Source organism: Pseudomonas ceruminis (assembly GCF_021602025.1).
GTDB classification, from domain to species: Bacteria; Pseudomonadota; Gammaproteobacteria; order Pseudomonadales; family Pseudomonadaceae; genus Aquipseudomonas; species Aquipseudomonas ceruminis.
Genome location: NZ_BQHW01000022.1, coordinates 1 through 13,884 on the forward strand (window position 1 = coordinate 1; position 13,884 = coordinate 13,884).

General features: G+C 53.0%; 13 protein-coding genes, 1 tRNA gene and 2 pseudogenes. 7 read left to right on the plus strand and 9 right to left on the minus strand.

What is annotated here, in order from left to right; translation table 11 throughout:
* Window positions 1–237 precede the first annotated feature (237 nt).
* From L6D80_RS22000 to L6D80_RS22020, 5 genes are all read left to right on the plus strand, one after another.
* On the plus strand, window positions 238–1,419 hold the full coding sequence (locus tag L6D80_RS22000) for a ComEC/Rec2 family competence protein (protein ID WP_176515312.1): 1,182 nt from the start codon (window positions 238–240) through the stop codon (window positions 1,417–1,419).
* Window positions 1,416–3,644, plus strand: coding sequence for a Mov34/MPN/PAD-1 family protein (locus L6D80_RS22005; protein ID WP_176515310.1), 2,229 nt, complete (start codon window positions 1,416–1,418; stop codon window positions 3,642–3,644). Before L6D80_RS22000 ends, L6D80_RS22005 begins: the two co-directional genes overlap by 4 nt.
* Before the next feature lie 152 nt (window positions 3,645–3,796).
* Window positions 3,797–4,600, plus strand: a complete 804-nt coding sequence (locus tag L6D80_RS22010; protein ID WP_236183068.1) for a ComEC/Rec2 family competence protein — start codon at window positions 3,797–3,799, stop codon at window positions 4,598–4,600.
* Window positions 4,601–4,702: 102 nt separating this feature from the next.
* Complete coding sequence (locus L6D80_RS22015) at window positions 4,703–5,461, plus strand: hypothetical protein (protein ID WP_176515302.1); 759 nt, start codon at window positions 4,703–4,705, stop codon at window positions 5,459–5,461.
* Between the two features lie 116 nt (window positions 5,462–5,577).
* Window positions 5,578–5,943, plus strand: coding sequence for a histone-like nucleoid-structuring protein, MvaT/MvaU family (locus tag L6D80_RS22020; protein WP_176515300.1), 366 nt, complete (start codon window positions 5,578–5,580; stop codon window positions 5,941–5,943).
* Between the two features lie 187 nt (window positions 5,944–6,130).
* Here L6D80_RS22020 and L6D80_RS22025 read toward each other — a convergent pair whose 3' ends face one another.
* The 5 genes and pseudogenes from L6D80_RS22025 to L6D80_RS30125 form a co-directional block, all read right to left on the minus strand.
* Entirely contained in the window at window positions 6,131–7,198 is a 1,068-nt protein-coding gene (locus L6D80_RS22025; RefSeq protein ID WP_176515298.1) for a hypothetical protein, read from the minus strand.
* Entirely contained in the window at window positions 7,195–8,160 is a 966-nt protein-coding gene (locus L6D80_RS22030; RefSeq protein WP_219824821.1) for an AAA family ATPase, read from the minus strand. The genes L6D80_RS22025 and L6D80_RS22030 overlap by 4 nt, the downstream gene beginning before the upstream one ends.
* Window positions 8,161–8,186: 26 nt before the next feature.
* Complete coding sequence (locus L6D80_RS22035; protein WP_219824820.1) at window positions 8,187–8,834, minus strand: hypothetical protein; 648 nt, start codon at window positions 8,832–8,834, stop codon at window positions 8,187–8,189.
* Between the two features lie 172 nt (window positions 8,835–9,006).
* Window positions 9,007–9,099, minus strand: a pseudogene (locus L6D80_RS30405) (hypothetical protein); the annotation flags it as partial.
* On the minus strand, window positions 9,096–9,278 hold the full coding sequence (locus tag L6D80_RS30125) for a hypothetical protein (RefSeq protein WP_176515296.1): 183 nt from the start codon (window positions 9,276–9,278) through the stop codon (window positions 9,096–9,098). The gene L6D80_RS30125 and the pseudogene L6D80_RS30405, both read right to left, overlap by 4 nt.
* 33 nt (window positions 9,279–9,311) lie before the next feature.
* On the opposite strand from L6D80_RS30125, the gene L6D80_RS30130 reads away from it, so the two are divergent.
* On the plus strand, window positions 9,312–9,449 hold the full coding sequence (locus L6D80_RS30130) for a hypothetical protein (RefSeq protein WP_176515293.1): 138 nt from the start codon (window positions 9,312–9,314) through the stop codon (window positions 9,447–9,449).
* Between the two features lie 25 nt (window positions 9,450–9,474).
* Here the strand turns inward: L6D80_RS30130 and L6D80_RS30605 are convergent.
* Window positions 9,475–9,534 (minus strand): annotated as a pseudogene (locus tag L6D80_RS30605) (hypothetical protein); the annotation flags it as partial.
* A 182-nt stretch (window positions 9,535–9,716) separates the two neighbouring features.
* Here L6D80_RS30605 and L6D80_RS22045 point away from each other — a divergent pair.
* Window positions 9,717–11,126: a hypothetical protein gene (locus tag L6D80_RS22045; RefSeq protein ID WP_176515291.1), complete on the plus strand. Its 1,410-nt coding sequence runs from the start codon at window positions 9,717–9,719 to the stop codon at window positions 11,124–11,126.
* Between the two features lie 453 nt (window positions 11,127–11,579).
* Here L6D80_RS22045 and L6D80_RS22050 read toward each other — a convergent pair.
* The 3 genes from L6D80_RS22050 to L6D80_RS22060 form a co-directional block, all read right to left on the minus strand.
* Window positions 11,580–11,653: transfer RNA gene (locus L6D80_RS22050), tRNA-Gly, on the minus strand.
* 276 nt (window positions 11,654–11,929) lie between these two features.
* A complete protein-coding gene (locus L6D80_RS22055) occupies window positions 11,930–12,817 on the minus strand; it encodes an alpha/beta fold hydrolase (protein ID WP_054899382.1) in 888 nt (295 codons plus the stop codon).
* A 343-nt stretch (window positions 12,818–13,160) separates the two neighbouring features.
* A complete protein-coding gene (locus tag L6D80_RS22060) occupies window positions 13,161–13,853 on the minus strand; it encodes a pseudouridine synthase (protein ID WP_054899383.1) in 693 nt (230 codons plus the stop codon).
* Window positions 13,854–13,884: the final 31 nt, after the last annotated feature.

The following is a 13,884-nucleotide window of genomic DNA, read 5'->3' on the forward strand; positions in this document are numbered from 1 at the left end:
CGCTCTCGGCGGGTTTGCTTGCGCTTGCCGGCGTACTCAAAGTCGGAAAAGCTCATCTGGCTCATGGGCGGCTCGGATCAGGTGTTGCGGGGATTCTCGCATAACTGAAGGCTTGTTCGGAGATTCCTTAGGTTTTTTAGCGCGATGACGCATAAACATAAACGTTTTTCAGTGAATGGAAGATGATGCTCGGTTGTTGCCCGAGTGTTTTTCTATACATAGTGCGTGGGGGTTCGAGTGGCCGCTAAATTTACTTTCTTCCAAGTCGGTAACGGGGATATGACCCTCGTGCGCTTGGCAGATTTCAACGTCACAACCATCTTGATCGATTGCCATATTCGGTCGAAAGCTGATGACCCCAATGATGACACCCCCGATGTGGGTCGGGCGCTGCGTGAACGGCTGTTGCGTGACGACAAGGATCGTCCTTACGTTGACGCATTCATGCTGAGCCACCCCGATAAAGATCACTGCGGTGGGCTGAGCAAGCATTTCTGGCTAGGTCACCCCGACCACTACCCGGATGACAAAAAAGATCGCTGGGAAAAGCGCATCATTATCCGAGAGCTCTGGTCATCGCCTCTGGTTTTCCGCCGGCGGTCAAAGAACCACACGCTTTGCGATGACGCGAGCGCTTTCAACAAAGAGGCGCGTCGGCGTGTCCAGCATTGGCGTGATCACCGCTGGGCAGCGAGTGGCAACCGCATCAAGATTATGGGTGAGGATGTCGACGGCAAAACTGATGACTTGCGCTCGATCTTGGTCAAGTCAGGCGAATGGTTCAGCGATATCGATGGGGCATCATCGTCTGTCTTCAGGGCCCAACTCCTGGCTCCTGCACCTCATGAAGATGACGCGGCGCTGGAGGAAGAGCTGACCAAGAACGAGTCGAGCATCGTCATGAATATGCAGATCTCGCCGTCTCAGTTCAGCAGCAAGCGTACCCGGTTCTTCGTCGGTGGTGATGCCGAGGTTCTGGTCTGGGAGCGTATGTGGAAACGCTTCGAGGATGACCCAGAAACGCTCGCTTACGACTTGCTCCTCGCGCCTCATCACTGCTCGTGGCACACCCTGTCCTGGGACAGTTGGTCGGGCAAAGGCGAAGACGCCAGGGTGTCCGAGGCTGCGCGCAATGCTCTGGGCCAGGCAAAGCAGGGAGCGACAATTGTCTCCAGCAGCAAGAAGATCGTTGACGACTTCAACGATCCACCTTGCATCCGCGCCAAGCGTGAATACAGGTCGATTCTGCGCCCAGTGGATGGGTGGTTCGCCTGTACGGAAGAGAACGGCTCCAAAGGCGTGCTGGAATTGGAGTCGGCCTCTGACGGTACGGTGATCAAAGCTGCGGTAGCGGTTACCGCAGCTGCGACTTCGGCTGCGGCTGCTGCAGCCCCTCGCGCGGGTGTCTCCAAAAAATGACCAGTCTCTATGTGGTGGGTGAGCCAAAGGGAGAGCAGCCTGAGCCTATTCATGCTTGCACCCGAGCCTTGGTGAAAGCGTGTAAAACGTTTTCGGGCGTCGAGCTCCTGGAGCTTCGCCAAGAAAGCGAAGCCGGCGGTGTGACGGAGTACGTCGTGATCGAGGCGGGCGACGGAACCATCGTTGGGGCCAATCCAGGTGGCATCCATCGCGTAGAAACTTTGGCCATTGCAGTCAATCCACGTCTTCGCGTTCCAGTGACTGTTCATGCGCTACGGCAGGACTTCCCAGGGCTTTCACATCTCCATCGCTCAACGCCTGGCATGCCTAAGGTGCTCTGCCTGTACGACGTCGATTGGAGTGGGGTCGAGCGAGTCTGGACAGCAGAACGGTTTCTTGAGCGCTTGTTCTGGTGGCTGCGCCAGTCATCGGAGCTGCGCCTGCACCGTGATGATCAGCCGCTGGAACAGTTGTTTTACACCAGCCCTTTTCAGCTGATTTTGCCAGCGCTAGATCTCGCGAAGTTGGCCAGTGGTGAGAGTCAGCTGCGCATCGAGATGACTGACAATAGCGACAAAATTACGCTACGTGCGGTTGTGGAACCCCAGGCCTCAAAAAAGCGATCCAGCTACAAGCTGATCAATATCATGGTGCCGCCCGTAGAGCCGAGCTCGGTGGTCATGTTCCCGACCAACCTGGGTGAACTACATAACCAGCTAGTGGAGTGGGGCAGCGAACTCTGCAGGCAGCTGGCGGATTCTGTGCGAGAGGCGGGCTCTCAGGGGTTAAGCAAAGCATCTCAAGCCGACAAGCAAGGAATGCTGATCCTGGTTTGGGTACCCAGGCTTCGCAACGGTGAGGTCGAGCGGATGGATGTCAAAGGCTACATGCTGGAGATCAATCTGTTTGACCTCGCGGCTTCCTTCGAGATGCTCGCTCCGCCGACGCCCCAGGGAATTTACTATCCAGCAGTGCAGCTTGGAGGATACACGGGGGAGCTTTGGAAAGGCCTTGGCATTCTTCCCGTGGAGGTTCGAGCCTCACTGAACGCGGAGTTTGCTCGTGACTTATCCGCAGTGGATCCTGCCACCGCTGCCTTCAAGGGCGTACTCGCCGGGACGGGAGCGCTTGGGGGCATGCTTGCAGACATCTGGACTCGTTTGGCCTGGGGTGCCTGGACGTATGTAGATCCGGATCTGCTGTTACCCCACAACGTGGTCAGGCATATAGCAGGGGATAACTTCGTTGGCTTCCGCAAAGCGAATGTGCTTAGAGAAATGATGGGACAGATCTATCCTGCTGAGCCGATGCCTACGGCTATCTCAACGGACATATTGGCCGATGATCAGCGCATCCATGAGGCTATCGAGCACGCTGACCTGTTGGTCGACGCAACGACGACATTGGCTGCGCCTCGTGATTTGGCATTGAGAAACCACAGGGCACGCATCACTAGCGTCTTTCTCTCGCCGTCCGGGTTGTCGAACGTCATTCTGCTTGAAGACTCGGCACGCACGCAGCGCATTGATGCGCTGGAGGGGCAGTACTTCCGCGCTGTTCTCAACAGCACCTGGGGCGAATCCCATCTCCTGAACCACTTGGGTGATAGATGGGTGGGCGGCGGATGCCGGGATGTCTCGTTCCGTATGTCTAACGAAAATATTCATGTCCATGCAGGTCTGATCTCGCGTCGCTTGCGCAAAGCGGTTACCCAGGCTGAGGCCCAGATCCTGATCTGCACGATGGATGAGGAATCAGGCAGCGTTGACTCCCACCAAGTTCAGGTGCACCCCGTTAACCAAGCAACAGTGGGGGAGTGGACGGTCAAGTATGACAGCGGGATCACTGACAAGATCAAGGCCCAGAGGCTTGCCGCCTTACCTAACGAAACCGGAGGGTCGCTGCTCGGCATCACCGATCTCAAGACGAAGACCATTATTCTGGTAGATACCCTGCCCCCGCCCCCAGACAGCGAGTCGAGCCCGACTCACTTCATCCGAGGTAAGGAGGGCCAATTGGAAGCCCTTAAGAAAGTGCATGGCCTGACTGCCGGGATTGTCGATTACGTGGGAGACTGGCATTCACATCCCAATGGTTGCTCCGTTCAACCAAGCACAGACGACCGGGTTTTGTTCGCCACTCTCATCAGCAGAATGCAGGTGGAAGGTCTTCCAGCTGTGATGCTGATTGTTTCGGATAAAGATTTAGGAATCTACGTCAGCTAAAAATAAACAATATCGGTTTTAACTCTCCGTCATTTCGGGGCGAAACAAGCGCTTCGTCTTTGATGTTTCTTGCATGATTTTTTTGCTGGGCGGTTGGCCGTGGGCGCCGTCCTGGCTTGAGAGTTGATGAATCATTTACATAAGGGGGGGGTATGCCGGTTATAAAAAGTCTTTCAGTGGGTACAGGTGACATGTTCTATATAGTCCATGGCACCGACAGTTTCACCATGATTGACTGTAATCTAAAAGCGGATAACGCAGACGAGATCATCGCTGAGCTGAAGCAGGTCTCTCGCACCAAGAGCATGAGTCGGTTCATCTGCACGCACCCCGACGAAGATCATTTCCGGGGGATCGAATTACTGGACAAAGCACTTCCGATCCAGAATTTCTATTGTGTGAAAAACGATGCCCAAAAATCGAATTTGACCGACTCGTTTTTGCACTACCAATCTCTGCGTGATGGGGATAAAGCCTTCTATCTTGAGAAGGGCGTCCGTCGTCGCTGGTTGAACGCGAGCGACGACACCCGTCCAGGAGCTGGCGTCCAAGTCCTTTGGCCTAATGTTGACAACCCAAACTACGTGGCTGCGTTGCGCAAGTGCGACGCAGGCGAAAGCCCTAACAACGTCTCCTGTGTGCTGCGGTATGCGCTCAAGGGAGGTGCCAGCTTCATGTGGCTTGGAGACCTGGAAACGGAGTTCATGGAGAGCATCTTTGACGACATCGAACTTGAGAAAACCACTGTCGTATTCGCGTCCCACCATGGGCGTAAATCAGGAAAGATTCCGGATTCGTGGCTGGAGAAGCTTGATCCCCAAATCATCGTAATTGGCGAGGCGCCTAGCCGGCACATGCATTACTACACCGGCTACAAAACGATCACGCAGAATCGAGCAGGTCACATCACCATGGATTGTGCGGACGGGTATGTTCATTTCTATGTGACGAATTAAAATTACGTACGTGATTTTCTTAGCGATGAAACTCAAAGCAAGTTCCCAGGCTACATTGGCTCGCTTGAAGTTGAAACGGAATACACCCTCTGAGGAATCGGTATGGACTTCAGCAAAGTTTTTGATCCTTACAAGTACGGAGCTCGGGTCAAGCCTGCCCTACTGCTAGTACTGCCGATTGTCATCTATGTGATGGCTTTTTTTGAAGCAGCTCGTTCGTGGGGTGGGGTACTTTCATCCTTCTTGGTAGCATTTGGGGTGATCGCATTTGCGGCCAGTCAAATGTCCAGCAAGGGAAACAAACTTCAGGAAAAGCTGTACAAAACCTGGGGTGGTGCACCCACGACCATCGTCCTCAGGCACGCTGATGACACCGTCGAAGGCCCTACGAAAATGCGCTACATGAAGCGTTTGGCAGTTCTGGTTCGGGACTTCGTCATCATCACGGCGGAGCAGGAAAGGGCAGATCCGAAAGCCGCCGATGACATGTATCGATCTGCCACCGCATTCCTTCGTGAGCAGACGCGGGACACGAAGAAATACGCCATGATCTTCAACGAAAATGTCGACTACGGCTTCGCGCGCAATCTCACCGCGTGCAAGCCCTTCGGAATCGCGCTGACCCTCGTATGTCTCACGCTGTGTCTGATTGGCCTCTATCACACGTTGGATATGCCCTTGAAGGATCTCAGTCTTGCAGCGCTTGCCCAGCACCCTCTGCTGCTCGCGGCCACTGGGGTAGAGCTGATCATCTTGGTGTGCTGGATCGTCCTAGTGAACCATGAGTGGGTGCGTGTACGAGGCATTGCGTATGCCAAGCGTTTGTTCGCCAGCTGTGAAGAAATCAATCAAGCCGGTTAGTATCACGTGCACCCCGGCTTAGTGCCGGGGCCAACACATTTCAGCCCACAGTTAAACTTCAGGGCGACCACCGATTCGGGTAGAGTATTCGCATTCGACCACGCTGAGGAACACACATGTCTCGCCTTGCCCAATACCGTCAACTGGAGCAGCAGCTCGCAGCCCAACTCGCTGAACTCGAAGCGCTCAAAGGTTCGGGAGAGCTGCAACGAGAAATCGAGTTTGAAAACAAACTCAGGGACTTGTTGGCCACCTACGGCTTCAGTCTGCGCGATGTAATCAATATCCTGGATCCGCAGGCGGGTCGTCGTGCCGCTGCTCCTTCGGCTTCCGAGAAGGCTCCACGCCGTGCGCGTCAGACGAAGCAGTATAAAAATCCGCACAACGGTGAGCTCATCGAGACCAAGGGCGGGAACCACAAGCTTTTGAAGGAGTGGAAAGCTCAATATGGCTCGGATACCGTGGAAAGCTGGGTATCGTAATAAAACGTACGGGCAGGGGGCCATGATCGCCAACGCTGGGCTTCATTTGTTTGCTAGAACTTCTTTTCTGGTCATCCTCCCTCGGATATTTTAAAGCATAATTCCTTGACGTCTGCCGGCCTTCAGAAGAGCCGGCATGAGGGCTGTCGTCGTCGCTTTGATCCAAGCGGCCTGTGAAGGTGCTCGCTTACAGTAGCCCCAACGTATTCAATGGGTCAAACATGGCGATTGTGTCTCTTTGTAACTTGCTGTAGCTACGCTTCAATATGCGTTTCTGATTTGAAATTATACCGAAGTCCTCCAGGCGCTCTTTAAGTCGGGCGCGCTCACCTTCGCTCTCAATGCCGTATCTGAGAAGATGCGAGTATTTCGAAAGAATGGAAATCAAATCACCAATCCTTGCTGGCTCAAGATTTCCTTTATACCGCGCTTCTATTTTTAGATCATGGAGTAAGCTGTCTTCAAAGACGGATTTTTTTCGGATCCCAACTAGGCTGGGGGGCTCGCTCACTAATACCCCATGGTTCAATTGGAAGTTGTAAAGAGTGTCGAAGCAGCGATCATATGGGTGTATGTGCGTAGTTAGCGAGAATTCTGTGTTTGCTTTGAATGACTGGTTGCATTGCTTACATGAAGGAATGTGATTGTAGAACGATAATGCTAGATAAGGATGTCTTTTTTTTGAGTAAAAGTGATCGATATCGAATAACATTTTTTGGTCGACTTTCGCTTCATCGACGATTGGCACTATCCTCAGCGTTCCCTCATTACAGTACGGGCATGTGGATCCATCAAATCCAAGCTTTTTGTATCGATTTATGCAGTGGTCGCTGCTTCTATAGTTCGTATATGTGAATACGCGAGAAAGAAGACTTGGGCTGAACGATGAAGGATGGATTTTTTTGTCAACAATGGTGAATAAGTCGGTAGGATGCAGTATGGCCTTCGCGTCAGAAATAATATCGTCGAGCTCAATGGGTTTTGCAGTAATGATCCATTTTAAAACTTCGGCATCTGAAATGTGGTCGATATAAGCGAGGTGGCGTGCAGCAACATCTGCTCCAACCACAGCTATATATTCGGTTTTCAAAAGCTCAAGGCGAAAACTCTGAGTCCTAGCGATGAGAGATTTATCAGAATATGAGCCATCAGCATTTTTTGGATTCAAATCATTCCAAAGTTCATCTGCAGTTTCGTTTAGTAGGAGCTCTACGTCATTGGTTATGAGCTCCAAGTGCTTAAGGATGTTGATCATTGGCTATAAATTCGCTTTATTAGATGGGAAGTTATGAGCTCATCATCAATAATTGAGGCCGCTTGCTGGAGTTTTACAAGTTCTTGTGGTGTTATGTCGTCGCTATCAAGGGTTGAAAGAATTTTTGAGATGTATTTGGACGATATGTTGCCTGACCTTTGCCCGTTGAGACCAAATGTGTAAGCGTAGATGTCAAACAAATTGGCGCCAAAAGTTTTCAATGCATCAGTACGCAGCTCAGGGCCATTCTGAGAAAGTGGCGAAGGTAGCGTAACTAAGCATTGGCTAGGCAAGTCGCTGACCAAGATCGGAGAGTGGGTGGTTATTATTATCTGAATCTTTTGTTCTGAAAGCTCTGGCAAGCATGTTATCAGCCGTTCCATGAATTCGACTTGCCATTTTGGATGTAAATAAAGATCCGCTTCATCAATGCACAGCAGAGTGCCGCTATTATTTTTTGCTTTACCAACTTTACTGAGGGTGCTCCAGATCGCACTGAACATGTTCAGGTATGCTTTTTGACCTGAGCTCACCCCTGTCCAGTTCATTGAGCCGGACTTGATTATTCCAATGATCTCGGATAGCTCTAAGTAGGGTGATTGTTGGTTGTTGTTGAAGTCCAGTGTAAATGTGTATCTGCTACTTTTAATGGAGTCGTCAATTCTTATGTTCATTGAGCCTAAGTGGAACTCCAGAGCAATGACGATGTCTATGAGTCTAGATATGTCGCCATCATACCCACCTAGGGTAAGGTTTTTGTTACTAATGAAGTAGTCGCGGGCCACTTGGAGCGCTTCTCTCATTGTGAGATCTTCATGGCCAGGGTTGTATAGCGCTGAATCAATTTGTTGAGTGAGGCTTTTATTCTCTCTATGCTCTGCTAATACTTGATATAAGACCAAGCCTTGAATTGCTATTGCGGCAAGCTGAGCTTCGGTTACCCATGTGCGTTTCCGCAACATATTTTGAAGGGTGGAAATTTTGCTTATCAACCCATTTGTGTTGTGGATGCGATCGTTGTTTGTTGCGCGAACTGATCTGTCAATTCTAAGTTCGAAAGTTCTCGGGGTGTCGATTTTAATTTTTGGAAACTGACTTGAGCGTATGAATCTAATTTGGGTTGCAATGTCTGAACCTGGTTCTTTTTTTTCAAATATGTTTTTTTGCGATTGTGCTTAAGGTTTGTGGATATGTCTTGTACGTACTTTCCTAGGTCTAATTGGTTTTCATCAAAGACGTTTGAAAAGTAAATTACAGTGAGGTCTTTGAGATCCTTGTGGTCATCTCGTCGTTGGGCTGGAAAATCTGTATTTATTTCATTGTTAGTATTGTTTATGTAGCACAGTTTTCCACGAGACTCATATACTATTATTGAGGGGGTTTTAATTCTCTCGCTCGACTTTAAGCTTAAACAAGTAAGCTCCAAGGCGTTGGTTTTGCCTGCTCCGTTTATTCCCAAAATTGCAGTTGCGTCTAATATATTGTCTCCCAGCAGTTCAGGAGGGAGTTCGGCTTGTTTACATCTGCTCAGTTTATGGGTCTCGCTATCGTAGCGGAATTTAAAATCATTGCGCAGATTAATTCCAAAATCATTCAGATTTTTAAAGTTTTCAACCCATATATAGCAAATTCTCATTTGAGAGCTTTTCCTTGCTGTTGAGCTCGATTAATAGTGTACGGCGACCACCGCCTATCGCGCCAAGATAGCGGATGGCCATGTCGTTGTCTAATAACTAGGGGCATCTTGCAGAGAAGTAACTTCTACCGGTTTTTAGTGGCCAATAGGAATTGCCACCTGCCTATTGCTTTGCCAAATCGCCTGCGAGCATGATCACGAGCGCGACTACCCATGCAAAGATGGGGCGGTCAATGAAGAAACGGGACTTTGGAGACGACCTCAGGTGGCAGCGGTAAGAGAGATGCTCAAGATGTCGCTGGACACCTCGCTCGCATTTACCTTGCTGGTGCTGCGCACCTGTTGAATGCCTTCAGTGACAACACGCACATCAGGCTCCATGCCATCGCCTACCAGGAAGGCATTGCCGACCGTACGCAGGGGCTGGATCTCTCGCAGCTCCACTGAGTTATCTGGTTTGACGGTCTAGGTATTGGCATGACCTCAGGTGTCGAAAATGATCGCGGGTTGTGGAACAAGCTTGGCGGCATCGCGCACGCCTTCTTTCAGCTGTGCGTGAACGAACAAGCCTGGGAGCAAGCGGCCAGGAATTTGGGAATTCCGCGCGCAGCGTGACGGAGCCGGTATCTTCATCGACGCTGACTTCCGAGAATTTGAGTTTTCCGGGCTGCGCATAGCTGCTGCCGTCGTCGAGGGTCAGCGTACCCCAACATAGAGAACTGTAAACTGTTCCAACCTTTTTGACTTTAGAGGTGGCGAGATCCTATGGCGCGCGATGACTTCAAATTGAGCACCATCAAAAAGCTTCGAGATAGGGTCGCACATCGGTGCTCGAACCCGAGCTGCAGAGTCGCCACATCAGCCCCACAGGATGAGGAGGGGGTGACCAATGTCGGTAAAGCGGCGCACATATGTGCCGCCTCGCCTGGCGGTGCACGCTTCGACGCTGGCATGACCAGTAACGAGAGGAAAGCCTTTTCAAATGGCATTTGGCTCTGCGCGAATCATGCAGATGAAATCGACCGGGACTTCAACACCTACACGGTCGAGTTGCTCAAAGCGTGGAAGAAACAAGCCGAAGCCACTGCTAAGGCCGAGCTCGGCAAACGCCAGCCCTCAGCTCAAGACGCACCCGATCTCTTGGCCATGACCCTGACGGGATTGCCAAAAAGCTTCTTGCCCGCTGCGATTCAGAATGCCCATACAGCGACTGCACAAGTCCTGTCACAGACTGATCCTCGCTTCGATGTCATCACCAAGTACGATCCTCACCACGGTACCGTCTTCCAAGTGAATGCGAAGGAAAACGTGCAGCTTGCTATGACGGTAGGGGGAAAAGATGCCCCAGTGGCTGCTACAGGTTTCAACGCGCTGTTTGAGCATGGCCAAAGCCTAGAGCTGGACATGACCAACGTCGCCATCCAGGGATCGCCACTGTTCGACGCGATCGTGGACATGACCAAGGGCGCGGGGGGAAAGATGCAGATTTTTCGCCCTCCTACCCGTGTGATCCAGAAGATCATTCTGACGGATCCGGACACCTTTGAAACGCTGGTGTTGGACGACATGCCTGGAGAAATCGTGTGGGGCTCCAAGTCGTTCTGCCTTAAGGGCGAATCCATGGCTGGGATGCTCAAACTCGTTGCCGAGGTCGACGATGGGGGCGCGGTTTCCAATGTGAACTTCAACATCAGCGTTGAATGCTGGCAGTCGCGCCCGGTCAACCAACTGCCCTGGTTCTCGAAAATCGCGCAATTTGCTGAAGCTGCGCTCAACGGATGGAAGGTCTCCCTCATAGTTGAGCTCGATGGTGAGCGACTTTACGTCATGTCGATCAATTTGCGGCCTGAAGGCTTCAAGCGACTGACGATCCTGATGACCTATTTACAGTGGGCGAGGCGCCTCACGGAGTTTCTGGGTATATCGCTCAATGTTGACCTGACCTCTGGTCTTACAGATGAAGACTACGTTGAGCTGAAAGACAGCGTGGATGCCATTGATGGGTACTACAAGCCGTTGGAAAGCATCAAATTCCCAATTCGGAGTTCGACGAGAATGGGGGAAGACGAGGCCAGCCAGTTCCAAAACCAGCGATATCGCTTCAAAGAATTCGACGCCACGGAGCAGAAAGGCATCAACGTATTTGGCCAGGCGGTTTCTTTACCCCCGGTTCACATCCTGATCAGGAACGGGCTCTTGGAACTGGTGAGGTACGAGAATACGATCGCCAGCTTTCATATCTATCCACTGGACGACTTCGACGCGTACTGCCGGTTTGCACAGAAGCCATGAGGATTTCTGCGTATCGCGCTAGAAGAAGGCTTTCCCTCGTCTGCGTCCGGGCAATTCACCTCGCAAGAGTCAGGCTGGCGTCCACTGATGCCGCAGCCATTGCCCAGTCGCGTCAGCACGTCTTTGGGCTAAGCGGGTCACGCCCACCCGACAGAAAGGTTAACGAAAGCCTGGGTGCGAAAAAACTATGAACATTGTGCCGGCGTGGGCGGGCATGGCTATCGGTTTGCTAAGGGCTTCGCGGAGCGGCGAGGGGCAGCGAGTAAAGGGACGGTAGCGACAGGCGACTGAAGGCTGGTGAGTAAACGGAGGAGGACAATCCACTTGGCGTTCAAGGCAGACTTGGGAAGGGGGCTTAGTTTTTTTCGAGGACAGCTGACCGCACCCATGTAACGCTTGGTTAAGGGGAATAGGGAGTAAGTGAGAGGGAGCCAGATGCTCAAGATCAAGGGTTGGAGCGGGTAGAGGGAATCGAACCCTCACCGATAGCTTGGGAAGCTATAGTTGTACCATTCAACTATACCCGCTTATTTCAACCTGCTAGCGCGGCTACGGTAGGCCACCTGGGGTGGCTCCGTCAACAGCTCGTGGGGTGGATCCTTTACTCACTAGGACGTGTTGTCCTATAAGAACCCTCAACTAAAGCTTGGGAAGCTTTCGTTTTGCCACTAAACTATACCCGCATCTAAGCTCGACTTTTTACCAGAACGCCGTCCGAAATAGAAGCCCCAGTTATAAAGCAACGCTAAAAAAGCTTTCGGCGCCCCTTGCCCGCAGGGTCATGGCTGGGGGCGCCGATGCGCTCAGATGGCCCATGCATGCTGCCCTTGAGAGGCATACGGGTTGCGTGCCCGGGATTCCCGCACGCTCGGCTTGAGAAACCCGAGCAGGACGCTGCGGGTGTCTTCGCAGGCCGCCTTGTTCTCCATGTCGAGGAAATGGCCAGCGTCGCGGATCACGCTGAAGTGGCTCTTGCCGACATGTTTGCCGAACTGGCGGGCGTCCTCGGCAGTGGTGTACTCGTCACGGTCGCCGTTGATGAACAGTACCGGAATGTCGATATTGCGCGCACCTTTCAGGGCCCGGTCCAGGTCATGATGCAGCACCTGGTTGATGTGGAAGTGCATCTGCGCATATTCGTGGCTGTCCAGGCTGCTGACATGCCGGTAGTTGAAGCGCTTGAACAACGACGGCAGGTGTTTGCCGATGGTGTCGTTGACCAGGTTGCCCACTTGGTAGCGATCGCAGGCGGCCAGGTACTGGCAGCCGCGGTCCAGGTAGTCGCGCATCGGCTCGTTGATCACCGGCGAGAACGAACTGACCACCGCCTTCTTCACCTGCCGCGGCTGGTGCGCCAGCGCCAGCAGGGTGCAGGCACCGCCCCATGAGAACGACATTACGTGGTCGGCCTGGAAATGCTCGATCAGCTCAAGGAGGATATGTGCCTCGGTCTCCTTGCTGATCAGCCGTTCCTGGCGGTTGTGCGGCTTGGACTTGCCGGCGTACGGCTGGTCGTACAGCACAACGTTGAATTGCGGGTGCAGATTGCGCACCGTCTGGGCGAACGAGGCCGTGGTGGCCAGCGAACCGTTGATCAGGATGATCGTTTTCTCGGCTGCATCCGCGCGATAGAACTCCGTGTAAACCCGATACTGACCTTGGATATCAAGTACAGCGATTTCTGGCCTCATGTCATCGACTCCTGGCGCAAAAAGGGTATTCGCGTCACCTAGGGTGCACGTTCTTTATGACAGGTAGGCAGTTGCCTGAAGAGAAAACCGGGCCCTGTGTCGATCCTTGGTACAGATGTCGACGGTATTGTTTTGACGGGCAATTCGCCGTGCCCCAAGGCATCGAGGCTTTGGGTGGCCGGCAAAAAGGTGTCTGGGTACGCAGTTGTGACTGGCTGGTCACGCGCGGACTGACAAGCTAGGAGTCAAGCAGCGGGTGAGGCTTCGTGCAAGTGGCGCTGGGGGGAAAATGTGACGTTTGCCGCTGGGCGGTCGTATGACCGCTCTGCGCTGTTGGCTGGGCTTAGACAGCGGCTACTTCTTCGGCCGATAACGCCCTGAACTGCCCGGCTGCCAACCCAGGGTCCAGGCGTATCGCCCCCATGCTTTCCCGATGCAACCCCACTACCTTGTTGTCAAACTGCCCGAACATGCGCTTGACCTGGTGGTAGCGCCCTTCGACGATGGCCAGCCTGGCGGTGCGTGGGCCAAGGATGTCCAGTTGGGCGGGCAGGGTGGTCAGGTTTTCGAAGGCAAAATAGAACCCTTCGCGAAAACGGGCGACATAGTGCTCGCCTATTTCGTCCTCGGTTTGTACCAGGTAATGCTTGGGCAGCTTGGTCTCTGGCTGGGTCAGGCGCCGCGACCATTGGCCATCGTTGGTCAGGATCATCAGCCCGGTCGTGTTGAAGTCCAGCCGGCCGGCAATGTGCAAGCCTTCGCGCAGCCCTGCAGGCAGCAGGTCCAGTACGGTGCGGTGCTGCGGGTCGTGGGTGGCGCTGACACAGCCGGTTGGCTTGTGCAGCATCAGGTAGCGCGCCGGAAGGCCCGCCTGCAGCAATTGGTCGTCTACCTCGATACGGCTGAATTCGCGCACTTCAAGGCGGGGGTCGGCTACCGCTTCACCGTCCACGCGCACGCGCCGCTGTACCAGCAGCAGGCGTACTTGCTGGCGGTTATAGCAGGGCAGGTTGGCAAGGAAGCGGTCGAGGCGCATGGCGGGAGCAGGCCGAAGGACGCAGGGCACG

Bases quoted from the DNA above. Each gene is read 5' to 3' on its own strand.
- L6D80_RS22005 (WP_176515310.1), top strand. From the start codon at position 1,416: ATGACCAGTCTCTATGTGGTGGGTGAGCCAAAGGGAGAGCAGCCTGAG.
- L6D80_RS22010 (WP_236183068.1), top strand. From the start codon at position 3,797: ATGCCGGTTATAAAAAGTCTTTCAGTGGGTACAGGTGACATGTTCTAT.
- L6D80_RS22015 (WP_176515302.1), top strand. From the start codon at position 4,703: ATGGACTTCAGCAAAGTTTTTGATCCTTACAAGTACGGAGCTCGGGTC.
- L6D80_RS22020 (WP_176515300.1), top strand. From the start codon at position 5,578: ATGTCTCGCCTTGCCCAATACCGTCAACTGGAGCAGCAGCTCGCAGCC.
- L6D80_RS22025 (WP_176515298.1), bottom strand. From the start codon at position 7,198: ATGATCAACATCCTTAAGCACTTGGAGCTCATAACCAATGACGTAGAG.
- L6D80_RS22030 (WP_219824821.1), bottom strand. From the start codon at position 8,160: ATGTTGCGGAAACGCACATGGGTAACCGAAGCTCAGCTTGCCGCAATA.
- L6D80_RS22035 (WP_219824820.1), bottom strand. From the start codon at position 8,834: ATGAGAATTTGCTATATATGGGTTGAAAACTTTAAAAATCTGAATGAT.
- L6D80_RS30130 (WP_176515293.1), top strand. From the start codon at position 9,312: ATGACCTCAGGTGTCGAAAATGATCGCGGGTTGTGGAACAAGCTTGGC.
- L6D80_RS22055 (WP_054899382.1), bottom strand. From the start codon at position 12,817: ATGAGGCCAGAAATCGCTGTACTTGATATCCAAGGTCAGTATCGGGTT.
- L6D80_RS22060 (WP_054899383.1), bottom strand. From the start codon at position 13,853: ATGCGCCTCGACCGCTTCCTTGCCAACCTGCCCTGCTATAACCGCCAG.